We start from the raw sequence: 25,170 nt of genomic DNA, 5'->3' as shown, positions 1-25,170 counted from the left end.
ACCAGGAAAAAGTCTTTGCTAGGCTTTGCTGGTCAGCCAAAGGAAATCCCCTCAGCGGGATTTCGGAGAAGAAATCGGCCGGTAAACGGCGCGAATCGGATCTGATAAGCTGAGAACACGAAAGAACGAAGCGCCCGGAGGGGCCACGGAAGTGGCTGCAAAGGAAGCGTCCGTTCCTTGAGAACTCAACAGCGTGCCAAAAGTCAACGCCAGATATGTTGACATCCCCGGCCTTGGTCTTCGGACTGGGGTTGGAGATTCCTTTTGAAGTAAAACACTAGCGAGGACGCAGTGCGCGAGGCCACCCTATTCCGGTGGTTGTCGTGCCGCTCAACGCGGGTGTCGACCCGATTACGGGTAAACATTCACGGAGAGTTTGATCCTGGCTCAGGACGAACGCTGGCGGCGTGCTTAACACATGCAAGTCGAACGGTGAAGCCCTTCGGGGTGGATCAGTGGCGAACGGGTGAGTAACACGTGGGCAATCTGCCCTGCACTCTGGGACAAGCCCTGGAAACGGGGTCTAATACCGGATACGACCTTCCTCTGCATGGGGGTTGGTGGAAAGCTCCGGCGGTGCAGGATGAGCCCGCGGCCTATCAGCTTGTTGGTGGGGTAATGGCCTACCAAGGCGACGACGGGTAGCCGGCCTGAGAGGGCGACCGGCCACACTGGGACTGAGACACGGCCCAGACTCCTACGGGAGGCAGCAGTGGGGAATATTGCACAATGGGCGAAAGCCTGATGCAGCGACGCCGCGTGAGGGATGACGGCCTTCGGGTTGTAAACCTCTTTCAGCAGGGAAGAAGCGCAAGTGACGGTACCTGCAGAAGAAGCACCGGCTAACTACGTGCCAGCAGCCGCGGTAATACGTAGGGTGCGAGCGTTGTCCGGAATTATTGGGCGTAAAGAGCTCGTAGGCGGCCTGTCGCGTCGGATGTGAAAGCCCGGGGCTTAACCCCGGGTCTGCATTCGATACGGGCAGGCTAGAGTGTGGTAGGGGAGATCGGAATTCCTGGTGTAGCGGTGAAATGCGCAGATATCAGGAGGAACACCGGTGGCGAAGGCGGATCTCTGGGCCATTACTGACGCTGAGGAGCGAAAGCGTGGGGAGCGAACAGGATTAGATACCCTGGTAGTCCACGCCGTAAACGTTGGGAACTAGGTGTTGGCGACATTCCACGTCGTCGGTGCCGCAGCTAACGCATTAAGTTCCCCGCCTGGGGAGTACGGCCGCAAGGCTAAAACTCAAAGGAATTGACGGGGGCCCGCACAAGCAGCGGAGCATGTGGCTTAATTCGACGCAACGCGAAGAACCTTACCAAGGCTTGACATATACCGGAAACGGCTAGAGATAGTCGCCCCCTTGTGGTCGGTATACAGGTGGTGCATGGTTGTCGTCAGCTCGTGTCGTGAGATGTTGGGTTAAGTCCCGCAACGAGCGCAACCCTTGTTCTGTGTTGCCAGCATGCCTTTCGGGGTGATGGGGACTCACAGGAGACTGCCGGGGTCAACTCGGAGGAAGGTGGGGACGACGTCAAATCATCATGCCCCTTATGTCTTGGGCTGCACACGTGCTACAATGGTCGGTACAAAGGGCTGCGATACCGTGAGGTGGAGCGAATCCCAAAAAGCCGGCCTCAGTTCGGATTGGGGTCTGCAACTCGACCCCATGAAGTTGGAGTTGCTAGTAATCGCAGATCAGCATGCTGCGGTGAATACGTTCCCGGGCCTTGTACACACCGCCCGTCACGTCACGAAAGTCGGTAACACCCGAAGCCGGTGGCCTAACCCTTGGGAGGGAGCCGTCGAAGGTGGGACCAGCGATTGGGACGAAGTCGTAACAAGGTAGCCGTACCGGAAGGTGCGGCTGGATCACCTCCTTTCTAAGGAGCACATGGCCGGATGCGAGCGAATGTCTCGCACGGTTGCTCATGGGTGGAACGTTGACTATTCGGCACACTGGGTGATGGTTCGTGAGTACTGCTTCGGCGTGGAAAGCGTTTCTTGAGTCTGGTGTGTCGGGCACGTTGTTGGGTCCTGAGGGAACGAGTAATCGTTGTCTCAGTGCCGGTCCCACGGACCGACCTGGTGTTTGCTGGGTTGTGTAGGTGGGTGTCTGGTCGTTGTTTGAGAACTGCACAGTGGACGCGAGCATCTGTGGCCAAGTTTTTAAGGGCGCACGGTGGATGCCTTGGCACTAGGAACCGATGAAGGACGTGGGAGGCCGCGATAGGCCCCGGGGAGCTGTCAACCGAGCTTTGATCCGGGGGTGTCCGAATGGGGAAACCCGGCAGTCGTCATGGGCTGTCACCCATACCTGAACACATAGGGTATGTGGAGGGAACGCGGGGAAGTGAAACATCTCAGTACCCGCAGGAAGAGAAAACAACCGTGATTCCGGGAGTAGTGGCGAGCGAAACCGGATGAGGCTAAACCGTTGTGGTGTGAGACCCGGCAGGGGTTGCCACTTCGGGGTCGTGGGAAAGTTCTTCGGTCGTCTGCCGGCGATCGGGTGAGTCAGAAACCGTATGGGTAGTCGAAGGACATGCGAAAGGTCCGGCGTAGAGGGTAAGACCCCCGTAGACGAAACTTGTACGGCTCACTTGAGCTTCTCCCAAGTAGCACGGAGCCCGAGAAATTCCGTGTGAATCTGGCGGGACCACCCGCTAAGCCTAAATATTCCCTAGTGACCGATAGCGGATAGTACCGTGAGGGAATGGTGAAAAGTACCGCGGGAGCGGAGTGAAATAGTACCTGAAACCGTGTGCCTACAAGCCGTGGGAGCGTCGTTGGTCAGCTTGCTGATCAGCCGTGACTGCGTGCCTTTTGAAGAATGAGCCTGCGAGTTTGCGGTGTGTAGCGAGGTTAACCCGTGTGGGGTAGCCGTAGCGAAAGCGAGTCCGAATAGGGCGGTTGAGTTGCATGCCCAAGACCCGAAGCGGAGTGATCTAGCCATGGGCAGGTTGAAGCGCGGGTAAGACCGCGTGGAGGACCGAACCCACCAGGGTTGAAAACCTGGGGGATGACCTGTGGTTAGGGGTGAAAGGCCAATCAAACTCCGTGATAGCTGGTTCTCCCCGAAATGCATTTAGGTGCAGCGTCACGTGTTTCTTGCCGGAGGTAGAGCACTGGATAGGCGATGGGCCTTACCGGGTTACTGACCTTAGCCAAACTCCGAATGCCGGTAAGTGAGAGCGTGGCAGTGAGACTGTGGGGGATAAGCTCCATGGTCGAGAGGGAAACAGCCCAGAACACCGACTAAGGTCCCTAAGCGTGTGCTAAGTGGGAAAGGATGTGGAGTCGCAGAGACAACCAGGAGGTTGGCTTAGAAGCAGCCACCCTTGAAAGAGTGCGTAATAGCTCACTGGTCAAGTGATTCCGCGCCGACAATGTAGCGGGGCTCAAGCACACCACCGAAGTCGTGTCATTCACAGAATACGCCCAACGGCGCTGTGGATGGGTAGGGGAGCGTCGTGTGCCGGGTGAAGCGGCGGAGGAATCCAGTCGTGGACGGTATACGAGTGAGAATGCAGGCATGAGTAGCGATACAAGAGTGGGAAACTCTTGCGCCGATTGACCAAGGGTTCCTGGGTCAAGCTGATCTGCCCAGGGTAAGTCGGGACCTAAGGCGAGGCCGACAGGCGTAGTCGATGGACAACGGGTTGATATTCCCGTACCCGCTTTGAAGCGCCAACGCTGAACCTCTGAATGCTAAAGCCGTGAAGCCGGCCCGGAGTCTTCGGACAATGGGACGTGGTGGAGCCGCTGATCCAACAGGGTATTAGGTGAGCGATGGGGTGACGCAGGAAGGTAGTCCAGCCCGGGCGGTGGTTGTCCCGGGGTAAGGGTGTAGGACGCAAGGTAGGCAAATCCGCCTTGCACATAGTCTGAGACCTGATGCCGAGCCGATTGTGGTGAAGTGGATGATCCTATGCTGTCGAGAAAAGCCTCTAGCGAGTTTCATGGCGGCCCGTACCCCAAACCGACTCAGGTGGTCAGGTAGAGAATACCGAGGCGTTCGGGTGAACTATGGTTAAGGAACTCGGCAAAATGCCCCCGTAACTTCGGGAGAAGGGGGGCCGGAACTGGTGGAGGCACTTGCTGCCCGAGCTGGGGCCGGCCGCAGAGACCAGCGAGAAGCGACTGTTTACTAAAAACACAGGTCCGTGCGAAGCCGTAAGGCGATGTATACGGACTGACGCCTGCCCGGTGCTGGAACGTTAAGGGGACCGGTTAGCTCTGATTCGTCGGGGCGAAGCTGAGAACTTAAGCGCCAGTAAACGGCGGTGGTAACTATAACCATCCTAAGGTAGCGAAATTCCTTGTCGGGTAAGTTCCGACCTGCACGAATGGCGTAACGACTTCTCGACTGTCTCAACCATAGGCCCGGTGAAATTGCATTACGAGTAAAGATGCTCGTTTCGCGCAGCAGGACGGAAAGACCCCGGGACCTTTACTATAGCTTGATATTGGTGTTCGGTTCGGCTTGTGTAGGATAGGTGGGAGACTTTGAAGCGGCAACGCCAGTTGTTGTGGAGTCGACGTTGAAATACCACTCTGGTCGTGCTGGATGTCTAACCTGGGTCCGTGATCCGGATCAGGGACAGTGTCTGGTGGGTAGTTTAACTGGGGCGGTTGCCTCCTAAAGAGTAACGGAGGCGCCCAAAGGTTCCCTCAGCCTGGTTGGCAATCAGGTGTTGAGTGTAAGTGCACAAGGGAGCTTGACTGTGAGACCGACGGGTCGAGCAGGTGCGAAAGCAGGGACTAGTGATCCGGCGGTGGCTTGTGGAAGCGCCGTCGCTCAACGGATAAAAGGTACCCCGGGGATAACAGGCTGATCTTCCCCAAGAGTCCATATCGACGGGATGGTTTGGCACCTCGATGTCGGCTCGTCGCATCCTGGGGCTGGAGTAGGTCCCAAGGGTTGGGCTGTTCGCCCATTAAAGCGGTACGCGAGCTGGGTTTAGAACGTCGTGAGACAGTTCGGTCCCTATCCGCTGTGCGCGTAGGAGTGTTGAGAAGGGCTGTCCCTAGTACGAGAGGACCGGGACGGACGAACCTCTGGTGTGCCAGTTGTCCTGCCAAGGGCATGGCTGGTTGGCTACGTTCGGGAGGGATAACCGCTGAAAGCATCTAAGCGGGAAGCCTGCTTCGAGATGAGCACTCCCACCTCCTTGAGAGGGTAAGGCTCCCAGTAGACGACTGGGTTGATAGGCCGGATGTGGAAGCCCTGTAAGGGGTGGAGCTGACCGGTACTAATAGGCCGAGGGCTTGTCCTCAGTTGCTCGCGTCCACTGTGTTGTTCTGAAACAACGACCCCCATCCGAAAGCGGATGGTTGCCGGTCGACAGTTTCATAGTGTTTCGGTGGTCATAGCGTGAGGGAAACGCCCGGTTACATTCCGAACCCGGAAGCTAAGCCTCACAGCGCCGATGGTACTGCAGGGGGGACCCTGTGGGAGAGTAGGACGCCGCCGAACAATCATTCCAAGAAAGCCCCCTTCCTTCGGGAAGGGGGCTTTCTTGCGTTCTGGACGGGTGCTGCTGGCCCTTACGATCGGCCTATGGCACGCCCCGGCCGCAAGGCCCACCCCGAACCCGCGCCGCGTCCCGAACCCTTTGGCCTGTCCACCGACCCTTTCGCGATGGAGACCTCGCACGAGGTGGCCGCGATGTACCTGGCGCCGCCCGAGCGGGTGCTGGTGCTGCGCGTCGATGCCGACACGATGCTTCGTCCCAAGCTCCGTGAGGAGCTGCGGCAGCGTCAGGCCGAACCGTTGCCGGCCACCGTGCAGACCTTGCTGGACAGCCTCGACAGCACGACGGAGACGGTGCTCGGCACGCTGCACCGCCGGCGGCGCGGAGTCGAGTTCCGCCGCTTCCTGTCGCAGCTGGAGCGGGAGTTGCCGGAGAGCGGTGAACTCCACCTGATCTGCGACAACTACTTCACCCACAAGTCGCCGACGGTGGTCAACTGGCTGCGTGCCCACCCGCGGGTGACGATGCACTTCGCACCGAGCGAGGCGGCCTGGCTCGCCCACGTCGAGCGGTGGTTCGCCTACCAGGCGGCTCGGGAGGCGTTCCACGGCGACACGTCGTCGGCGACGGCGCTGTCCCAGGGGATCGCCGCCTGGATGCCGGCGGCCGAGCGGAACGAGAGCGACGAGCCCGCCGCCGAGGCCGAGCTGGACGTGTCGGAGGCCGAGGAGAGCGGTTCCGGTACCGCGCACGTGTGGCTCAAGCCGCAGTACGGCTGACCGGAGGATGGCCGCGGAGCGTGGCTACAGGCGCCCGGCGGCCTTGAGCGCGAGGTAGGTGTCGGCGAGGGCCGGGGGCAGCGTGGCCGGCGGGGCGTCCAGGACGGTGACGCCGTGCCGGGTGAGGCGGTCGGCGGTGGCGCGGCGGTCGGCCCGGGTCTGCTCGGCCGCAGCCGCGCCGTAGACGGCGGAGAGGGTGCCCCGGCCCGCCGCCAGCTCGTCCAGGTGCGGGTCGGCCACCGCGGCCACCACCACCTCGTGGCGCTTGGTGAGTTGGGGCAGCAGCGGCAGCAGCCCGTCCTCGGCGGGGCCCGCGTCCAGGCCGGTCAGCAGGACGATCAGCGAGCGCCGGTTGGCGATGCGCAGCACGGCTGCCGTCAGCGCCCGCAGGTCGGTTTCGACCAGCGCGGGCTCCAGCAGGGCCATCGCGTGGGTGACCGCGGGCAGCACCTCGGTGGCCGAGCGGCCGAGCACCGAGGCGCGCGGGCGCAGGTCGTGGGCGAGCAGGTCGACCCGGTCGCCGGCCTTGGTGGCGAGTGCGGTGAGCAGCAGCGCGGCGTCCAGGGCGGCGTCCAGCCGGGGCGCGTCGCCGACCCGGCCGGCCGAGGTGCGTCCGGTGTCGAGCACGATCAGGATGTGGCGGTCGCGTTCGGGCCGCCAGGTGCGGACGGCGACGGTGTTGCGCCGCGCGCTGGCCCGCCAGTCGATCGAGCGCACGTCGTCGCCGGGCAGGTACTCGCGCAGGCTGTCGAACTCGGTGCCCTGGCCGCGCCTCAACAGCGAGGTGCGCCCGTCGAGTTCACGCAGCCGCGCGAGCCGCGAGGGCAGGTGCTTGCGGCTGGCGAAGGGCGGCAGCGCACGCAGCGTCCAGGGGACCTGGTGCGAGCCCTGTCGCCCCGCCAGGCCGAGCGGGCCGAGCGAGCGGATGGTCACCCGGTGCGCGTGGTGGTCACCGCGCCGGGTGGGCTGCAGCGCGGTGCCGACCCGGCGCCGCTCGCCCGGCGGTACCAGCAGGGTGTGCCGCGAGGCGGTCAGCTCGGTGCCGGGCCGGAAGGCGGAGGGGGCCCAGGCGTCGCGCAGCCGGCCCCGCAGCGGGCGTCGGGAGGGATTGGCCACGGTCAGCGAGACGGTGGCGGGTTCGCCGAGCCGCACCGATCCGTCGCCCTCGCGCGCCAGCCGCAGGGTGCGGACGGGAGCCGCGAGCAGCAGGTCGGCCAGGACGCCCAGCAGCAGGACCGCGCCGACCGTCCCGACGCCCGTCCAGGAGGGCAGCAGGAGTCCCACGACCAGGCTGCCCAGGGCGGCGAGCAGGGCGGTACGGCCGGTGAGGGCCACGGTCGGACTCCTAGGGGCAGCGGGGGATCAGCGGGCGGCGGGGATCAGCGCGGCGCGGGTGTCTGGGCGAGCACGGCCTGGATCACCGAGTCGGCGGTGACCCCCTCCATCTCGGCCTCGGCGCGCAGCTGGACGCGGTGCCGGAGGGTGGGCAGGGCCAGCGCCTTCACGTCGTCGGGGGTGACGTAGTCGCGTCCGGCCAGCCAGGCCCAGGCCCGGGAGGTGGCCAGCAGCGCGGTGGCGCCGCGCGGGGAGACGCCGAGCGAGAGCGAGGGCGAGGTCCGGGTGGCCCGGCACAGGTCGACGATGTAGGCGAGGACCTCGGGGGAGACGGTGAGCCCCGCGATCTCGGCGCGGGCGGCGGCCAGGTCGGCGCGGCCGGCCACCGGGCGCACGCCCGCGGCGTGCAGGTCGCGCGGGTCGAAGCCGGCGGCGTGCCGGCTCAGCACCTGGAACTCCTGGTCGCGGTCGGGCAGCGGCAGGATCAGCTTGAGCAGGAAGCGGTCCAGCTGGGCCTCGGGCAGCGGATAGGTGCCCTCGTACTCCAGCGGGTTCTGGGTCGCGGCGACCAGGAAGGGCACCGGCAGCGGGCGCGGCTCGCCGTCCACCGTGACCTGGTGCTCCTCCATCGCCTCCAGCAGCGAGGCCTGGGTCTTGGGCGGGGTGCGGTTGATCTCGTCGGCGAGCAGCAGGTTGGTGAAGACCGGACCCGGCTGGAAGGAGAACTCGGCGGTGCGCGCGTCGTAGACCAGCGAGCCGGTGACGTCGCCGGGCATCAGGTCGGGGGTGAACTGGATCCGCTTGGTCTCCAGGCGCAGCGCGGTGGACAGCGTGCGGATCAGCAGCGTCTTGGCGACGCCCGGGACGCCTTCGAGCAGCACGTGGCCGCCGCAGAGCAGCGCGACCACCAGGCCTGTGACGGCGGGGTCCTGGCCGACCACGGCCTTGCCGATCTCGGCGCGCAGGGCGCCGAGCGCCTTGCGGGGGTCGGTCGCGGCGTCGGCCCGCTCGGGGGCGGTCTGGTCGGTCACGGGTGTCGTACCTGCCTTTCCAGGGCATCGAGGTCGTCCGCGAGCCGCAGCAGCGCGGCGTCGTCGGTGGGCGGCGGGCCGTAGAGCAGGCCGTGCGGTCCGCCCGGCTCGCGCCGGTCGCCCAGCCGGTCGGCGAGTGCGGTGAGCAGTGCGGTCGGCTCGGGTTCACCGGCCGTCAGCGGCACGCCGAGCACCGGGGCCAGCCGGTTCCGCGCGGCCCGGCGCAGTGCCTCGGCGGCCCGGCCGCGGGCCTTGGCACGGTGGTAGAGCCGGGCCCGGCCCTCGGTGGTCTCGGCGGCCCTGACCACCACCGGCAGCTCCTCGCTGACCATGGGACCGAGGCGGCGGGCCCGCCAGAGCGCGGCCAGCACGGTGGCGAGGGCCAGTTGCAGGCCGGCCCAGCGCCAGCCGTCCGGGATCAGGTCCGTGAAGCTCTTCTGCTGCTCGGCGGGCGGCAGCGCCTGGTAGTCGGGCAGGAACCAGGTGAGGTGCGGCCGGGCGCCGAGCAGGCCGAGTGCCAGCGCGGCGTTGCCCTGGCGGGCCAGGTGCTGGTTGGTGAGGAAGAGGCCGGAGCCGAGGACGATCACCTCGGTGCCGTTGGCCAGGGTGGTGCGGGCCAGTGCGGGGTAGCCGTTGCGCAGGTAGCAGCCGGTGGCGGGGCCGTCGGTCCGGTAGAGCCGGCCGCCGAGTTCGGCGCTGCCGGCCTGTGCGGCCTCGGGCAGCGCGCACTGCTGGGCGGCGTTCGCGGAGCTGACGGAGAGCGGCAGTCCGCCGTTCTCGGCGACCTCGACACCGGGGGCGAGCAGGTCCAGCGCCGAGCTGTCGGGGGAGATCAGCACCAGGCGGTGGTGGCCGGCGGCGGCCAGGGCGCTCAGCTGATCGTCGGTCAGCAGGTCGGGCAGCGGCAGCAGCACGGTGTCGTCCCGGGCGGGGACGGCGAGTTGGCCGGGATCCGCGGTGGTGTCGACGGTGATGCCCTGGGCGCGCAGGAGTTGGGCGGTGGCCTTGGCCCCGTCGGGGTCGGCCGAGCGCGGGTCGAGCGAGGGGTAGTCGGTGCTGTCGCCCAGACCGCCCAGCAGCAGTCCGGCCAGCAGCACGATGGCGGTAACGGCCAGGAACCAGCGTCCGCGGTGCCAGAGTTGACGCACTGTCGGGGTGAGCGTGGTGGCGGGCGCGGGGGTCACCGGTTCGGGGGACACCGTCGGGAGGGGCGTCGAGCTCGTGGTCACGGGGCGCCCACCGGGGCCGGGGTGCTGGGCCGGGTGCGGCGCAGCACCTGGTCGAGGTCGGCGAGCTGCTGGTAGCCGTGCTGGTCGGCGGGGCGCTCGCCGAAGGCGATGTCGTCGAAGAGGCGCGCGGCCTCGCGCAGCGCCGGGGCGTGCGCGGGCAGGTGGCGGCCGGCCTCCTCGGCGGCTTCGTCGGCGGTGCGGCCGGGGCGCGGATCGAGCAGCGTGCGCTCCTCCAAGGAGCGGACCAGCGCGCGCATCTGCTCGCGGACGGCGCTCGCGAAGTCGCCCTCGGCGGCGTGCCGCCGGGCGGCCTCGCGGTGCTGGTCGGCCGTGCGCGGTCCCTCGGCGCCGAACAGGGTGCCGGTGGTGGTGGCGGACCGGCCCGGGCGGCCCAGGCGCCACCAGAGGGCGGCGCCGATCAGGACGGCGATCACCAGGAAGAGGACCAGCCCGGTGCCGCCGTTGCTGGCGGCGCTGCCGAGCTGGCCGAGCAGCTTGTCCAGCTGGTCCCAGAGCCAGCTGCTGAGCCGCTGCAGCAGCGTCGGGTCGTGCCGGTGGTATTCGGGCTTCAGCAGTTCCTCGCGCGCGGCCTCGCGGGCCGCGTCGCGCGGCACGGTCACCGGGGCGTCGGCGGCGACCCGTACCCAGTCCCCCCAGGTCGGCATCGGGTCAGGCCGCCCCGCCGTCCCGGCCGGCCCAGCCGGAGCCGCCGTACTCGGGCAGGCCGGCCGCCCGGGCGAGCTCCAGGTCGAGCGCCTCGCGCCGGATCCGCTGGTCGACGTAGAGCAGGACGTTGATCGCGGCCTGGACCGGGATGGTCAGCATCGAGCCGATCACCCCGCCGACCGCGATGATCACCAGGGCGCTGACCGGCTGCGGGTGGTCCGTGGTGCCGCCCAGCGCACTGGTCAGCGAGCCGCCGGCCACGGCGGCGACCGCCCGGAACGGGATCGCGATCACCGAGGCGAGCATGGCGGTCAGGAACGAACCGAGCAGGCTGATCCCGAAGATCCGCCACCAGGCCCCCCGCACCAGCTTGCGGGAGCGGGCGAGCGCGGCCTTGACGCCCTGCTTCTCCAGCATCAGGGCGGGGGTGGCCAGGCTCAGCCGGAAGTACGTCCAGAACGCGACCAGGCCCGCGCCGAGCAGGATCAGGAAGCCGATCGCCATGGGGGCCGGTCCGTCGTCGCCGAGCGCGGCCAGCACGATGATCGGGACGGCGCCGGCGACCAGGATGCCCACCACGATCAGCATCACCAGCATGGTCAGGCCCGTCAGCCGCCACAGCTGGGGGCGGGCGGCACGCCAGGCGGCGCCGGCCGAGACCGGCTCACCGAGGATGGCCCGGCTGACCACCATGGTCAGCAGCGCGCTCATCAGCAGTGAGGCCACCGCGTCCACCAGCAGGCCGACGCCGGCCACGACCAGGCCCGCGGTGTCCTGGGAGTCGTGCTGGCTCCACCAGTCGACGAAGGTCAGCGTGGTCTGGGTCAGCAGGGCGACCACCAGGGAGAGCCCGAGTACGGTCTGCCAGTGCTTGCGCACGGTGGCGATCGAGCCGTCGAGGATCTCGCCGACGCCCAGCGGGCGCAGCGGGATCACGCCGGGCTTGGGGCTGGGCGGCGGGACGGCCCAGCCCTGCTGCCCGCCCCAACCGGGCTGGGTGCCCCAGCCGGGCTGGCCGCCCCACCCCGGCTGCGGGCCCCAGCCCTGCGCGGGCTGCGGGGCGGTGGGGCCGGCCGGCGGGCGGCCGTAGGCGCCGGGGAACGGCGGTGCGGCCTGCGGGGCGGCGTCCGAGGGCGGGGGCGCAGTGGCCGACGCGGCATCCGGTCCGCCGGGCGCGGCGGCCGGTGGCCGGACACCCTCGGCGCTGGTCCCGGAGGAGTCGGTCCCGGACGAGCCGGGGGAGGCCCAGCCCGAAGTGTCGGTCATCACTGCTCCTCGGCCTGGAGCGGGTGCCCCAGGATGGTGGTGTGGCGCAAATCGTGCGGCCCATCGTGCCATGGTGGCGGCAGGCACCCCAGGGGTGCCCGGTTGCTGATCGACAACGGGGTCGGCAGCGATGAGGAACACGGGAGTTTGGGTGGATATGGGCGCTATCGCCGGCGGGACGAGCGGGCCATGGGCACGGGTGTGCGGCAGGTCACAATCCGGTAATGAGAGGATGGGCGCATGAAAGGTCGCGTCCTCGTCGTAGATGACGACACCGCACTCGCCGAGATGCTCGGCATTGTGCTGCGTGGTGAGGGTTTTGAGCCGTATTTCGTCGCGGACGGGGACAAGGCGCTGGCCGCGTTCCGCGAGACCAAGCCGGATCTGGTGCTGCTCGACCTGATGCTGCCCGGACGCGACGGGATCGACGTCTGCCGGCAGATCAGGTCGGAGTCCGGGGTGCCGATCGTCATGCTCACCGCGAAGACCGACACGGTCGACATCGTGGTGGGCCTGGAGTCGGGCGCCGACGACTACGTGGTCAAGCCGTTCAAGCCCAAGGAGCTGGTGGCCCGGGTCCGGGCCCGGCTGCGCAGGGCGGAGGAGCCCACTCCCGAGCAGCTGACCATCGGCGACCTGGTGATCGACGTGGCCGGCCACTCGGTCAAGCGGGACGGTCGGGGCATCCCGCTCACCCCGCTGGAGTTCGACCTGCTGGTCGCGCTCGCCCGCAAGCCCTGGCAGGTGTTCACCCGCGAGGTGCTGCTGGAGCAGGTCTGGGGCTACCGGCACGCGGCCGACACCCGGCTGGTGAACGTGCACGTCCAGCGCCTGCGTTCGAAGATCGAGAAGGACCCGGAGCGCCCGGAGATCGTGGTCACCGTGCGCGGGGTCGGATACAAGGCCGGACCCAGCTGACGTGACGTATCAGGCTCACCCCTCCCCGTCGGGCCCTGGGGCCGACGGGGAGGCGCTTCTCGGGGGATCGACCAGCGGGCGCAAGCCGCTCTCGCCGCTCGGGCTGCTGAGCCGGCGTGCGGGCAGTCCGCTGCGGCAGGCCTCGGCGCTCTACCGCCGCTCGATCCAGTTGCGGGTGGTCGCGGCCACCATGCTGCTGTCGGTCGCGCTGGTGGTGGTGCTCGGGATCGTGGTGATGGCCCAGGTCCGCACCGGACTGCTGGACACCAAGAAGCACGCCTCCGAGAACCAGGCCAGCGGTGGCTTCACCACCGCGCAGATGCAGAGCGACGCGCTGGCCGCGCAGCGGGCCAAGACCGGCAGCCCCACCGATCCCAGCCCGAGCGAGACCGGCACCTGGCTGGCCGACCAGGTGGCCAGCCTGGCCAGCGGTGGCCAGGGCGTCTACTCGGTGATCGGCCTGGTGCCCTCCACCGACCAGACGGCCGACGCCGGGCTGCTCAGCGCCCGGGCCTCGGGCGACGTCAACCGCAACAGCATCACGCAGGCCCTGCAGGAGCAGGTGGCCCAGGACCCGAACCGGGCGCACGAGCAGACCACCACCATCCACCGCGACATCGCGGGACAGCCGGGGCAGTACCGCTCCGAGCCGGGCCTGGTGATCGGCAAGCAGCTGCACGGGCCCGCGGGCGAGAAGTACCAGCTCTACTTCGCCTTCTCCTTCGCCCAGGAGGACAACGCGCTGAGCCTGGTCACCGGCACGGTGGCCACCGCCGGCGTCTTCATCGTGATCCTGGTCAGCTGCACCGCCTGGCTGGTGGTGCGCCAGGTGGTCACCCCGGTGCGGATGGCCGCCGGGATCGCCGAACGCCTGGCGGACGGCCACCTGGAAGAGCGGATGAAGGTCACCGGCACCGACGACATCGCGCGGCTCGGCGGCTCCTTCAACCGGATGGCCGACGCGCTGCAGACCCAGATCCGGCAGCTGGAAGAGCTCTCCCGGGTGCAGCGCCGGTTCGTCTCGGACGTCTCGCACGAGCTGCGCACGCCGCTGACGACCGTGCGGATGGCCGCCGACCTGATCTACGACAGCCGCGAGGACCTGGACCCGATGGCGGCCCGCTCGGCCGAGCTGCTGCAGGGCCAGCTGGACCGCTTCGAGTCGTTGCTGGCCGACCTGCTGGAGATCAGCCGGTTCGACGCCGGGGCCGCGGTGCTGGACGCCGAGCCGGTGGACCTGCGCGACGTCGTGCAGCGGGTGGTCGAGGCGGCCGACCCGCTGGCCCGGCTCAAGGGCAGCAAGGTGCTGCTGGCGGGCGCCGAGGAGCCGGTGGTGGCCGAGGTCGACCCGCGCCGGATCGAGCGGATCCTGCGCAACCTGGTGGTCAACGCGCTGGAGCACGGCGAGGGCCGGGACGTGGTGGTGCGGCTGGGCTCGGCCGACGGGGCGGTCGCGGTCGGCGTGCGGGACTACGGCATCGGGCTCAAGCCCGGCGAGGCGTCCCGGGTCTTCCACCGGTTCTGGCGGGCCGACCCGTCCCGGGTGCGGACCACCGGCGGTACCGGCCTCGGCCTGTCGATCGCGGTCGAGGACGCGCACCTGCACGGCGGCTGGCTGCAGGCCTGGGGCGAACCGGGCGGCGGCTCGCACTTCCGGCTCACCCTGCCGCGCACCCGCGGCGGCGAGATCGGCCGGGCGCCGTTCCGGCTGGAGCCCGAGGACTCCCGGTACAACCGCGGCCTGCGGGCCCAGGGCACCCCGTACCGGCGGGCGCTGCCGAGCGGGGCGACCGCGCTGACCGCGGGTGGTGTGCCGACGGTGATCCCGGAGACCCCGGGCGGTGCCGGGGGCGGGCTCGGGCCCGGGCTCGGCGGGGTACTGAGCATCGGCGGGGCGGGGCTCGGGCCCCGGCGGCTGCCCGCCGTCCCGGTGGTGGCCGACCCGTCCGACGTCCGCGCAGCGAGCGGCGGGTACGGTGCCACCGGTGCCCAAGTCGTGGTGGATCCGGGGCGGGCGAAGACGCCGGACGGCGACGTCGGGCAAGGCCGGCACGAGCCGGCGAGCGGTGCGGCGCAGGACGCCGAGGACACGAGCGCTAAGGGGGCGCGGGGTGGGGAGCAGCAGGACAGGCCCTAGCCGGCGGCGCCGGGGGGCGGCCGTGCCGTGGGTCGCGCTGACGGTGCTGCTCGCGGCGGGCTGCGCGACCATGCCGGACAGCGGCGAGCCGCAGGCGGTGAGCCCGCCGCCGAGCTCCGACCAGGGCGTGCAGGTCCGGGTGATCCCGGTGCCGCCGCGCGACGGCCAGTCGCCGCGCGAGGTGCTGCAGAACTTCCTGGACGCCTCGATCTCGGACGAGCACGACTACCAGACCGCCCGGCAGTACCTGACGCCCGAGGCGGTCAAGACCTGGCAGCCGGACAGCGGCGCGGTGGTGCTCTACGACACCACCCCGCACCAGTCCTCCGGGGACGGCGACCTCGACCACGCCACGGTCACCCTGCGCTCGCAGGAGGTGGCCACGCTGGACGCCAAGCACACCTACCAGCCCAAGAGCGACCAGTTCGCCGCCGACTTCACGCTGATCAACGTGGCCAAGGACGCCGACAAGGACGGCAAGGACGCGCCGGCCAAGGCGCAGTGGCGGATCACCGACCTGCCGAGCACGCTGATCCTCAACCAGACCAACTTCCACAATGCCTACCAGCAGGTGGACCGGTACTTCTTCTCGTTGCCCGATCCCTCGGGCAACGGCGGCGACCCGCCGGTCCTGGTGCCGGACCCGATCTTCATCCGGCGCCGGATCGACCCGGCCTCCGCCGCGGCCGCCGCGCTCGCCCAGGGGCCCTCCGACTGGCTGCGCCCGGCCGTCCGGTCGGCCTTCGACGGCAGCGAGCCGGCCGCCACCGTCGACACCAGCGACCCGACCAAGCCCCAGCTGCAGGTCAACGGCGTCGACTTCGTGACCAGCGCGCGCCAGTGCCAGCAGATGGTGGCGCAGCTCTACTTCACGCTGGCCAGCCTGAACGGCCCGGGTTCGCTCGAACGGGTGACGCTGAAGAGCAAGCACGGGAGCTGCGACCTCCCCTCGACGGCGGCCAAGGCCCTGCCGTGGGCGCCCGGGGCGCTGGCCGACAGCACGGGGGTGGGCGGTCAGCCGTACGCCCGCAAGGCGGACACCGGCCAGCTGGAGCGCCTGGACACCGCCGGCACCCCGGTGCCCGGCGTGCTCGGGGCGGCCACCAGGCCCGCCCCGCTGGCACCGGTCGGCGGCCGGGTGCAGGGGCCGTTCGCGGTGCGGCGCGACGGCAAGGCCGCCGCCGTGATCAGCGAGGACGGCAAGGCGCTGTACGTGGCCAACCTGGACGACTCGGCCAAGCAGCTCGGCACCCCGCTGCTCACCAGCCACGCCGCACAGGGGCTGGCCTCGCCCAGCTGGGACGGGCTCGGCGGTCTGTGGGTGGTGGACCGCGATCCGGCCGCCCCGCAGGTCTGGCTGGTGCGCGGGCAGAACCGCACCGCCGTCCAGGTGGGCGTGCCGGCCGGCAGCACGGTGGACACCATCAAGCTCTCCTCCGACAGCACGCGGGCCGCACTGCTGCTGCGCGACTCCGCCAGCGGTGCCCGCACCCTGGCGATCGGACTGGTGCAGCGCGGCGGCAGTTCGCCGTCGGCCGTCTCGATCGTGGGGGTGCGGCCGATCGCGCCGGAGCTGTCGGACGTGACCTCGGTGTCCTGGACCGATCCGGACCAGCTGCTGGTGCTCGGCAAGCAGGTCGAGAGCGTGCCGCAGCTGCACTACGTGCCCACTGACGGCTCGCCCGGGGCGGACAACCCGCTGCAGTCGGTGGACGGGATGACGACGGTGGGAGCCGCCGAGGACCGCGACGACGCGGTGCTGGCCGACTCCAAGGACCCGGACCACACCATTTACTCGCTCAGCGTCGTGGGCCAGCCGCAGTGGAAGGTCTACGGCAAGGACGGGGTCATGCCGACCTACCCCGGGTAGCCCGGGGCATGGCGGCGCCGCGGCTACCGGCGGGCGGTGGCGGCCACCGTCGCTGCGGCCAGCGGTGGGGCGCCGGCCGCGCGCAGGGCCCGGGCGGCCTCGGCGAGGCTGGCACCGGTGGTCACCAGGTCGTCCACCAGGACCAGGCGACGGCCGCGCAGCGCGGTGTGGAAGCGGGGCGGGACGGTCAGCGCGCGGTGCAGGTTGGCCCGGCGCTGCCCCGCGCCGAGGCCGGCCTGGTCGGCGACCGGCCGGTGCTGGCGCAGCACCGGGGCCACGCGGCAGGGCAGCCCGTTGCGGCCGAGCCGACCGGCGGCGCTGCGGGCCAGCCGCCGGGTGGCGTCCTGGCCGCGGGCCCGCACGGCGTGCCGGGCGGAGGGGACCGGGACCAGCAGCACCGGGTGCCGGTGCGGCCCGGGCGCCGCCTCGGTGAGCGCGCCGCGCACCGCCTCGGCGAGCACCGCGCCCAGCGGCCCGGCCAGCCGCAGCGCGCCGCGCTCCTTGTGGGCGATCAGCAGGCGGCGCAGCGGATCGCGGTAGACCGCGCAGGAGTGCAGCGGGAGCAGGCCGGGCGGCGTCGGGTGGGCTGCGGCAGGTGCGGCGCGCAGCCCGGCGAGCAGCGCGCGGCAGACGGGGCAGAGCTGGCTGCCCGGTTCGCCGCAGCCGGCGCAGCTGGCGGGGAGCAGGAGATCGAGCAGGGCGCCGGACATGACACCTCCCGGATAGATGGTCACGCTGCGTAGTGGCGCCATGATGGGCCGTCTGGGCGGAGTTGTCCAGATATTTACCCTCACTTCACTCGATGGGGGGTAGACAGGGGTGAACAGCTGTCCGGCCGCAGCCCGCGCGCCTAGGGTCCCGCTGAGGAGGCGAAAAGACCGACCCGGGTGTCTGATGAGGCTCCTAGGGGGTTTCAAGCTCCCCTGGTGGGGAGTAAGTGGGTGAGGGCCCGGCCCGTCAGGTCCGTGGACCAGACGGTAGGCCGACGGCAGAGTGGCTGGTCAGGCTGGGTCTCAGCCCGGTCCGGTAGTCCGGATCGGCGTCAGCACGAGGGATCGGAGTTCTGCGTGGACATCGTCGTCAAGGGCCGCAAGACCGAGGTGCCCCAGAGGTTCCGCGAGCACGTGGCCGAAAAGCTGGAGAAGGTCCAGAGGTTCGACGGCAAGGTGATCAGCCTTGACGTCGAGGTGTCCAAGGAACACAACCCGCGCCAGGCCGACCGGTCCGACCGGGTGGAGATCACCGTCCGCACTCGTGGCCCGGTGATCCGGGCCGAGGCCGCTGCCGCGGATCCCTACGCGGCGCTGGACCTGGCCTCGGCGAAGCTCGACGCGCAGTTGCGCAAGTCCGCCGACCGGCGCCGGGTGCACCACGGCGCCCGCACCACGCCGCTGAGCGTGGCCGAGGCCACCGCGCGGATCGCGGCGCTGCCCGGCACGGCGACCGTGGAGGACCTGGAAGAGGCACCGGTGCGCAAGACCGTGGCGCCCTCGCTGGAGGTGGAGGGCGAAGGACCGCTGGTGGTCCGCGAGAAGACCCACAGCGCCTCGCCGATGACGCTGGCTCAGGCGCTGCACGCGATGGAGCTGGTCGCCCATGACTTCTACCTCTTCGTGGAGAAGGACAGCGGGCTGCCGAGCGTGGTCTACCGCCGCCGTGGCTACGACTACGGCGTCATCCACCTGAAGGCCGACGGCCTGGAGCCGGACGGCGACATCGGCGGTGCCGGCGGCGCGATCAACACGGCGGCCGACCGCTGACCGCATTCACCCCGTAGCGACGGACAGTTCCGGCGGCCGGCTGAGGACCGGCCGCCGGTTCGTCGTTCGTGCCCGTGGTCGCCCGCGCCCGTCGTCCCGCGCCGCACCCGTCCGGGGGACCCCGCCGATCGACGGTTGAGTTCGGCCGTCGAGGGCGTGGAATGATGAGGCCCACAGCTTTCGGCAACGGGGAGGGGCGGATGGCGGACCGGTTCGAGGGTGGCGGCGGCGAGAGCGTGGAGCCCGCGTACGCGCCACGGGGCGGCGAGCCGATCCGCGTCCTGGTGGTGGATGATCACGCTCTCTTCCGGCGCGGGCTGGAGATCGTGCTCGCCGAGGAGAGCGACATCCGGGTGGTCGGCGAGGCGGGGGACGGCGCCGAGGCGGTGCTCAAGGCGGCCGACCTGCTGCCCGACATCATCCTGATGGACGTGCGGATGCCGCGCCGCAGCGGCATCGAGGCCTGCACCTCGATCAAGGAGGTGGCCCCCAGCACCAAGATCATCATGTTGACGATAAGCGACGAGGAAGCCGACCTCTACGAGGCGATCAAGGCGGGGGCGACCGGCTACCTGCTCAAGGAGATCTCCACCGACGAGGTGGCCACCGCGATCCGCGCGGTCGCCGACGGGCAGTCGCAGATCAGCCCGTCGATGGCGGCCAAGCTGCTGACCGAGTTCAAGTCGATGATCCAGCGCCGCTCCGACGACCGGGAGTTGGTGCCCGCGCCGCGGCTGACCGACCGCGAGCTCGAGGTGCTCAAGCTGGTGGCGACCGGGATGAACAACCGGGAGATCGCCAAGGAGCTGTTCATCAGCGAGAACACGGTGAAGAACCACGTCCGCAACATCCTGGAGAAGCTGCAGCTGCACTCCCGGATGGAGGCCGTGGTCTACGCGATGCGGGAGAAGATCCTCGAAATAGGGTGAGCTGAGCGGGAGGTGGCCACCTAGGTGGTGGCCGCGCGGCGGGTCAGCCGAGCAGCCGGTCGAGTTCGGCCCGCAGCGACCCGGCGCCCGTGCCCTCGGCCGTCAGCGTCTCGACGCGCACCCCGGTGCAGCCCACCCAGTCGGCCGCCTCGCGCAGCGCCTGGGCCAGCGCGGGCAGTTGGCGGGGCGAGTCGAGGGAGACCTGGCGGGCGACCAGGGTGGTGCCCTCGCGGGCCGGATCGACCCGGCCCACCAGCCGGCCGCCGGCCAGCAGCGGCATCGCGAAGTACCCGTGCACCCGCTTGTGCTTGGGGGTGTAGGCCTCCAGCCGGTGCGACATGCCGAAGATCCGCTCGGTCCTGGCCCGGTCCCAGACCAGCGAGTCGAACGGGGAGAGCAGGGTGGTGCGGTGCCGCCCGCGTGGTTCGCCGGCCAGCGCCGCGGGGTCGGCCCAGGCGGGGGCGGTGGCCGGACCGCCGCCCGGGCCCCAGCCCGCCACCGCGACCGGGACCAGCCCGGACTCGGCCAGCACGGCGTCCAGTTGGGCGGACTTCAGGCGGTGGTAGTCGATCAGGTCGGCCCGGGTCGCCACCCCGAGGGCCTGGCCCGCCTGCCGGACCAGTTGCGTCAGGCACTCCCGGTCGCCCGGCTCGCGCTGGTACAGCTCGGCGGGCACCGCCTGCTCGGCGAGCGCGTAGACCCGCTTCCAGCTCCGGCGTTCGGTGCAGACCACGTCGCCGAAGGCGAGCGCGCGCTCCACCGCGATCTTGGCGTCGGACCAGTCCCACCACTCGGCCGTCCGCTTGGCCCCGCCCAACTCGGTGCTGGTCAGCGGCCCCTCGGCGCGCAGCCGGTCCAGCACGCCCCGGTAGGCCTGCGGGCTCACCTGGTGTCCCCAGAGGTGGCCGCGCTCGCGGTAGTCGCGGCGGCGGAAGGCGAACAGCGGCCACTCCTCGATCGGCAGCACGCAGGCCGCGTGCGACCAGTACTCGAAGCTGGTCCGGGCGCCCCACAGGGCGTGCTCGACGGCGGGGCGGCCGACCGCACCGAGCCGGGCGTAGGGCACCAGTTCGTGCGAGCGGGCCAGCACCGAGATGGTGTCCAGCTGGACGGCGCCGAGGTGGCGCAGCACGCCGCGCACCCCGGCCCGGCGGTCCGGCGCGCCGAGCAGGCCCTGGGCGCGCAGGGCGATCCGGCGGGCCTGGTCGGCGCTGAGGGTCAGGACGGGCGGCGGCGCTGCGGTCATGCGGGCAGCGTAGGCGCCGCCACCGACACCGGGACGCGCAGCCGGGTTCCCGGCGGGCGGGTCAGCCCTGGTCCCACTCGGAGGCCAGCAGCGAGCCCATCCAGCAGTCGCGCCAGACACCGCGCTGGGCGGCGTAGGAGCGCAGGGTGCCTTCCAGGGTGAAGCCGGCCTTGCGGGCCACGGCGAGCGAGGGCTCGTTGCCGACGTAGGCGACCCACTCCAGGCGGCGCAGCCCGCGCTCGGTGAACGCCCGGTCGGCCACCGCGCGCAGCGCCTCCACCGTGCAGCCGTGCCCGCGTGCTCCGGTGGCGACCCAGAAGCCGACCTCCGCCGCGCCCTGGCCGCGCGCGGCCAGGGACTGGGTGCCGACCAGGGCGCCGGTCCCCTTCTCCAGCACGCGCCGGATCGGACTGCGGCCACTGCGCCAGCCCTCGGCGGCGAGCCGCTCGACGAAGAAGACGGCGTCGGCACGGGAGTAAGGGGAGGGGACGACGGTCCAGCGCTGGATCTCGGCGTCCTGGCAGGCCGCGGTGATCGCGTCGAGGTCGGCCGCGGTCGGGGCGCGCAGGACCAGCCGCTCGGTCTCCAGGACTGCGGGCACCGGGGTCGGCGTCACCTCGGTCGCAGTTCTCATGAACGGAGTATGGCCAGCGGGCCGACGGGCTGAAAGTGACTTTCCCGCGCCCGATTTGTACCCCTATCGATACCTATCGCGGGATCCGCTCCCAAGGGTGACACCGGAATGGCGTGCTGACGCACCTCCCGGCGCGTTGGCCTCCTCGCATACGATGGCCCGTACGGTGGGGTGGATCCCGCCGTACAAGTCGTTGCTCAGTCCAGTGCCAATCCAGGCGAGGAGCCCGCTCAAGTGTCCGTCTTCGACAAGATCCTGCGCGCCGGCGAGGGCAAGATCCTTCGCAAGCTGCAGCGGATTGCTGCCCAGGTCAACTCCATCGAAGAGGACTTCGTCAACCTCACGGACGACGAGCTGCGTGCACTGACCGACGAGTACAAGACGCGGCTCGCCGACGGCGAGAGCCTGGACGACATCCTCCCCGAGGCCTTCGCCACCGTCCGCGAGGCCGCCAAGCGCGTGCTGGGCCAGCGCCACTACGACGTGCAGATCATGGGCGGCGCCGCCCTGCACCTGGGCTACGTCGCCGAGATGCGCACCGGTGAGGGCAAGACCCTGGTCGGCACGCTGCCGGCCTACCTCAACGCGCTCACCGGCAAGGGCGTGCACCTGATCACCGTCAACGACTACCTCGCCGAGCGCGACTCGGAGTGGATGGGCCGGGTGCACCGCTTCCTCGGCCTCGAAGTCGGCGTGATCCTGGGCAACATGCCGCCCGCCGAGCGCAAGCGCCAGTACGCGATGGACATCACGTACGGCACCAACAACGAGTTCGGCTTCGACTACCTGCGCGACAACATGGCGTGGTCGCAGGAGGAACTTGTCCAGCGCGGCCACAACTTCGCGATCGTCGACGAGGTCGACTCGATCCTGATCGACGAGGCCCGTACCCCGCTGATCATCTCCGGCCCGGCCGACCAGGCGACCAAGTGGTACGCCGACTTCGCCAAGCTGGTGCTGCGCCTCAAGCGCGACCGCGACTACGAGGTCGACGAGAAGAAGCGCACGGTCGGCGTGCTGGAGGAGGGTGTCACCCGGGTCGAGGACTACCTGGGCATCGACAACCTCTACGAGTCGGTGAACACCCCGCTCGTCGGGTTCCTGAACAACGCCATCAAGGCCAAGGAGCTCTACAAGAACGACAAGGACTACGTCGTGATGAACGGCGAGGTCATGATCGTTGACGAGCACACCGGGCGTATCCTCGCCGGCCGCCGCTACAACGAGGGCATGCACCAGGCGATCGAGGCCAAGGAGGGGGTGGAGGTCCAGAACGAGAACCAGACGCTGGCCACCATCACCCTGCAGAACTTCTTCCGCCTGTACGACAAGCTCTCCGGCATGACCGGTACCGCCACCACCGAGGCGGCCGAGTTCCACCAGATCTACAAGCTCGGTGTGGTCCCGATCCCGACCAACAAGAACCCGCTGCGGATCGACCAGCCCGACCTGATCTACAAGTCCGAGCCGGCCAAGTTCGCCGCCGTGGTCGAGGACATCGCCGAGAAGCACGAGAAGGGCCAGCCGGTCCTGGTCGGCACCGTCTCGGTGGAGAAGTCCGAGTACCTCTCCCAGGAGCTGCGCAAGCGCGGCATCCCGCACGAGGTGCTGAACGCCAAGCACCACGAGCGCGAGGCGCAGATCGTCGCGCAGGCCGGGCGCAAGGGCGCGGTCACGGTGGCCACCAACATGGCCGGCCGTGGCACCGACATCATGCTCGGCGGCAACCCCGACCACCTGGCCACCGCGGAGCTGGCCCAGCGCGGCCTGAACCCGGTGGACACCCCGGAGGAGTACGAGGAGGCGTTCCCGGCCGCGCTGGAGAAGGCCAAGGCGGCGGTCAAGTCGGAGCAGACCGAGGTGCAGGAGATCGGCGGCCTGTACGTGCTGGGCACCGAGCGGCACGAGTCGCGCCGGATCGACAACCAGCTGCGCGGCCGCTCCGGCCGTCAGGGCGACCCGGGCGAGTCCCGCTTCTACCTCTCGCTGGGCGACGACCTGATGCGCCTGTTCAAGGCCGGCATGGTCGAGCGCGTGCTGTCGATGGCCAATGTGCCGGAGGACGTGCCGATCGAGTCCAAGATGGTCACCCGCGCGATCGCCTCCGCGCAGACCCAGGTCGAGCAGCAGAACTTCGAGATCCGCAAGAACGTCCTGAAGTACGACGAGGTGCTCAACCGCCAGCGCGAGGTCATCTACGGCGAGCGCCGCCGGGTGCTGGAGGGCGAGGACCTGCAGGAGCAGATCGGCCACTTCATGGACGACACCGTGGAGGCGTACGTCAGCGCCGCCACCGGTGAGGGCTTCGAGGACGACTGGGACCTCGACAAGCTCTGGACGGCGCTCAAGCAGCTCTACCCGGTCACCCTGGAGCTGGAGGCCCTGGAGGAGGAGGCCGGCGGCAGCTCCGGCCTGACCACCGACTTCCTCACCAAGGTGGTCCAGGAGGACATCCAGGCCCAGTACGGCGCCCGCGAGGACCAGCTCGGCGAGCAGGTCATGCGGGAGCTGGAGCGCCGGGTGGTGCTCTCGGTGCTGGACCGCCGCTGGCGCGAGCACCTCTACGAGATGGACTACCTCCAGGAGGGCATCGGCCTGCGGGCGATGGCCCAGCGCGACCCGCTGATCGAGTACCAGCGCGAGGGCTTCGACATGTTCGGCGCCATGATGGAGGGCATCAAGGAGGAGTCCGTCGGCTACCTGTTCAACCTGGAGGTCCAGGTCGAGCAGCAGGTCGAGGAGGTTCCGCTGGCGGACGCCGAGGAGACCGAGGTCTCGCTCGAGAAGACCGCCCGTCCCGAGATCAAGGCCAAGGGCCTGGAGGCCCCGAAGCCGCAGCGCCTGCACTACACCGCCCCGATGGTGGACGGCGACGACACTGTCATCGAGGGCGACTTCGAGGACGACGTGCAGGACGAGGCGGAGGGCGACGGGCTGACCCGCGCCGAGCGCCGCAAGGCCGCGAAGTCGGCCAAGGGCCGCCGCCGCAAGTGACGCGGGCCGGTGGTGACCGGCTGAATCGCCGACAGGCCGGTACCGGCTGGTCAGGGCGCCGTTCCGGGGAGACCCGGGCGGCGCCCTGCCGCGTCACCGGGCCTCCACGGCGGCGCACTGCCACTGCGCGGTGCGCCAGTGCCGCTCCAGCCGGAAGGCCACCACGCGGTGCCGGGCACCGGCCTCGACCCGGACGCAGACCTCCAGCGCACCGGGCCCCGGGGCGCTGGAGTGCACCCGGCCGAGCCTGGGCCGGACCTGGGCCGCGGCCCGGCGCAGCGGACCGTCCTGCGCCAGCCGGGCCAGCTGGCGGTAGCCGTCGTGGGTGGTGTGGCGGGCCAGCTGGCCCACCGGACGGGCCCCGGCGAGCACCTCGACCAGGCGCAGCGCGAAGCGGGCGGCCAGGCCGCCGTCCACCTCGCCGAGGCCGCCCCCGCAGGCGGCGCGCGGGTGGCGCGGGCCGCGCTGCGCCGATGCGTGGTGCCCGGCCGAGTGCTGCGCGGCCGAGTGCTGCCCGGTCGTGCGATGGGCGGTTGCAAGGTGCCCGGCCGCCGGTCGCCCGGCTGTGCCGGGTCGACGCGCCAGCCGGTGGATCGCCGGTGCGGTGGCTGCGGGGTGGAGCGCGGTCTCGGCCATGGGTGGGTACCCCCGGGTCGGGTGCGGACGGTCTGACCCTGTTATCGGCGCCCGCCGCCGGGCCCGCAGCACACCCGGCGGGCTCGCGCACCGTCCCCCGGACGGCGGCTTGACGAGCCTGCGGCCCCTGTCGCTCCTGGTACCCGGTGGCGGCCGGGCGCGGGAGTGCGCCGCCGTGCGGTCCGCTCGAAGGGGGACACCGCGATGATCGCCCGGGCCGTATTCTGTGGACGTCCCCGGGGAGCACCCGCTCGGGCCCC

General features: G+C 70.0%; 16 protein-coding genes and 3 rRNA genes. 10 read left to right on the top strand and 9 right to left on the bottom strand.

The window, feature by feature from the left end:
• Positions 1-364 precede the first annotated feature (364 nt).
• The 4 genes from OG294_RS16125 (at position 365) to OG294_RS16110 (ending at position 6,259) form a co-directional block, all read left to right on the top strand.
• Positions 365-1,886, top strand: a 16S ribosomal RNA gene (locus tag OG294_RS16125).
• Positions 1,887-2,162: 276 nt separating this feature from the next.
• Positions 2,163-5,282, top strand: a 23S ribosomal RNA gene (locus OG294_RS16120).
• Positions 5,283-5,365: 83 nt separating this feature from the next.
• Positions 5,366-5,482 (top strand): 5S ribosomal RNA (rrf, locus tag OG294_RS16115).
• Together the 16S, 23S and 5S rRNA genes form the textbook arrangement of a ribosomal RNA operon.
• Before the next feature lie 84 nt (positions 5,483-5,566).
• Positions 5,567-6,259 (top strand): transposase, encoded by a 693-nt coding sequence (locus OG294_RS16110; protein ID WP_327067191.1) that lies wholly within the window; start codon positions 5,567-5,569, stop codon positions 6,257-6,259.
• Positions 6,260-6,283: 24 nt separating this feature from the next.
• Here the strand turns inward: OG294_RS16110 and OG294_RS16105 are convergent, their stop codons facing one another.
• Genes OG294_RS16105 through OG294_RS16085 form a run of 5 tightly spaced genes read right to left on the bottom strand, consistent with a single transcriptional unit; the run spans position 6,284 to position 11,786 of the window.
• A complete protein-coding gene (locus OG294_RS16105) occupies positions 6,284-7,594 on the bottom strand; it encodes a DUF58 domain-containing protein (RefSeq protein ID WP_327067190.1) in 1,311 nt (436 codons plus the stop codon).
• Positions 7,595-7,638: 44 nt separating this feature from the next.
• A complete protein-coding gene (locus tag OG294_RS16100) occupies positions 7,639-8,625 on the bottom strand; it encodes an AAA family ATPase (protein WP_327067189.1) in 987 nt (328 codons plus the stop codon).
• Positions 8,622-9,824: a DUF4350 domain-containing protein gene (locus OG294_RS16095; protein ID WP_327067188.1), complete on the bottom strand. Its 1,203-nt coding sequence runs from the start codon at positions 9,822-9,824 to the stop codon at positions 8,622-8,624. The genes OG294_RS16100 and OG294_RS16095 overlap by 4 nt, the downstream gene beginning before the upstream one ends.
• Positions 9,825-9,850: 26 nt before the next feature.
• On the bottom strand, positions 9,851-10,519 hold the full coding sequence (locus tag OG294_RS16090) for a DUF4129 domain-containing protein (RefSeq protein ID WP_327067187.1): 669 nt from the start codon (positions 10,517-10,519) through the stop codon (positions 9,851-9,853).
• A gap of 4 nt (positions 10,520-10,523) precedes the next feature.
• Complete coding sequence (locus OG294_RS16085) at positions 10,524-11,786, bottom strand: hypothetical protein (protein ID WP_327067186.1); 1,263 nt, start codon at positions 11,784-11,786, stop codon at positions 10,524-10,526.
• Between the two features lie 240 nt (positions 11,787-12,026).
• Between OG294_RS16085 and mtrA the strand changes: the two genes are divergently transcribed.
• The 3 genes from mtrA to OG294_RS16070 are packed head-to-tail and all read left to right on the top strand — an operon-like array spanning position 12,027 to position 16,711.
• Complete coding sequence (gene mtrA, locus OG294_RS16080; RefSeq protein ID WP_035848644.1) at positions 12,027-12,704, top strand: MtrAB system response regulator MtrA; 678 nt, start codon at positions 12,027-12,029, stop codon at positions 12,702-12,704.
• A gap of 1 nt (position 12,705) precedes the next feature.
• Positions 12,706-14,841: an MtrAB system histidine kinase MtrB gene (mtrB, locus tag OG294_RS16075; protein ID WP_442789170.1), complete on the top strand. Its 2,136-nt coding sequence runs from the start codon at positions 12,706-12,708 to the stop codon at positions 14,839-14,841.
• Between the two features lie 22 nt (positions 14,842-14,863).
• Positions 14,864-16,711: an LpqB family beta-propeller domain-containing protein gene (locus OG294_RS16070; protein ID WP_327067185.1), complete on the top strand. Its 1,848-nt coding sequence runs from the start codon at positions 14,864-14,866 to the stop codon at positions 16,709-16,711.
• A 23-nt stretch (positions 16,712-16,734) separates the two neighbouring features.
• On the opposite strand, the gene OG294_RS16065 is transcribed toward OG294_RS16070, so the two are convergent.
• Positions 16,735-17,445, bottom strand: a complete 711-nt coding sequence (locus OG294_RS16065; protein WP_327067184.1) for a ComF family protein — start codon at positions 17,443-17,445, stop codon at positions 16,735-16,737.
• Positions 17,446-17,778: 333 nt separating this feature from the next.
• Here OG294_RS16065 and hpf point away from each other — a divergent pair, with 333 nt between their 5' ends.
• Both hpf and OG294_RS16055 read left to right on the top strand, forming a co-directional pair.
• A complete protein-coding gene (hpf, locus tag OG294_RS16060; protein ID WP_327067183.1) occupies positions 17,779-18,471 on the top strand; it encodes a ribosome hibernation-promoting factor, HPF/YfiA family in 693 nt (230 codons plus the stop codon).
• A gap of 200 nt (positions 18,472-18,671) precedes the next feature.
• A complete protein-coding gene (locus tag OG294_RS16055; RefSeq protein WP_327067182.1) occupies positions 18,672-19,400 on the top strand; it encodes a response regulator transcription factor in 729 nt (242 codons plus the stop codon).
• 43 nt (positions 19,401-19,443) lie between these two features.
• Here OG294_RS16055 and OG294_RS16050 read toward each other — a convergent pair whose 3' ends face one another.
• Positions 19,444-20,646: a winged helix-turn-helix domain-containing protein gene (locus tag OG294_RS16050; RefSeq protein WP_327067181.1), complete on the bottom strand. Its 1,203-nt coding sequence runs from the start codon at positions 20,644-20,646 to the stop codon at positions 19,444-19,446.
• Positions 20,647-20,707: 61 nt separating this feature from the next.
• Positions 20,708-21,280, bottom strand: coding sequence for a GNAT family N-acetyltransferase (locus tag OG294_RS16045; protein ID WP_327067180.1), 573 nt, complete (start codon positions 21,278-21,280; stop codon positions 20,708-20,710).
• Between the two features lie 234 nt (positions 21,281-21,514).
• On the opposite strand from OG294_RS16045, the gene secA reads away from it, so the two are divergent.
• Entirely contained in the window at positions 21,515-24,274 is a 2,760-nt protein-coding gene (secA, locus tag OG294_RS16040) for a preprotein translocase subunit SecA (protein ID WP_327067179.1), read from the top strand.
• A 93-nt stretch (positions 24,275-24,367) separates the two neighbouring features.
• On the opposite strand, the gene OG294_RS16035 is transcribed toward secA, so the two are convergent.
• Positions 24,368-24,910 carry an Rv3235 family protein gene (locus tag OG294_RS16035; RefSeq protein ID WP_327067178.1) on the bottom strand — a complete coding sequence of 181 codons (543 nt, stop codon included), beginning with the start codon at positions 24,908-24,910 and terminating at the stop codon, positions 24,368-24,370.
• Between the last annotated feature and the right edge of the window lie 260 nt (positions 24,911-25,170).

It is taken from the genome of Kitasatospora sp. NBC_01302, from assembly GCF_035976515.1.
GTDB lineage: Bacteria > Actinomycetota > Actinomycetes > Streptomycetales > Streptomycetaceae > Kitasatospora.
This window is presented reverse-complemented; position numbering and strand designations above follow the sequence as displayed.

Excerpts from the sequence above, each read along its gene's own strand:
- OG294_RS16110 (WP_327067191.1), top strand. The coding sequence starts at position 5,567 with ATGGCACGCCCCGGCCGCAAGGCCCACCCCGAACCCGCGCCGCGTCCC.
- OG294_RS16090 (WP_327067187.1), bottom strand. The coding sequence starts at position 10,519 with ATGCCGACCTGGGGGGACTGGGTACGGGTCGCCGCCGACGCCCCGGTG.
- OG294_RS16085 (WP_327067186.1), bottom strand. The coding sequence starts at position 11,786 with ATGACCGACACTTCGGGCTGGGCCTCCCCCGGCTCGTCCGGGACCGAC.
- mtrA (WP_035848644.1), top strand. The coding sequence starts at position 12,027 with ATGAAAGGTCGCGTCCTCGTCGTAGATGACGACACCGCACTCGCCGAG.
- OG294_RS16055 (WP_327067182.1), top strand. The coding sequence starts at position 18,672 with ATGGCGGACCGGTTCGAGGGTGGCGGCGGCGAGAGCGTGGAGCCCGCG.
- OG294_RS16050 (WP_327067181.1), bottom strand. The coding sequence starts at position 20,646 with ATGACCGCAGCGCCGCCGCCCGTCCTGACCCTCAGCGCCGACCAGGCC.
- OG294_RS16045 (WP_327067180.1), bottom strand. The coding sequence starts at position 21,280 with ATGAGAACTGCGACCGAGGTGACGCCGACCCCGGTGCCCGCAGTCCTG.
- OG294_RS16035 (WP_327067178.1), bottom strand. The coding sequence starts at position 24,910 with ATGGCCGAGACCGCGCTCCACCCCGCAGCCACCGCACCGGCGATCCAC.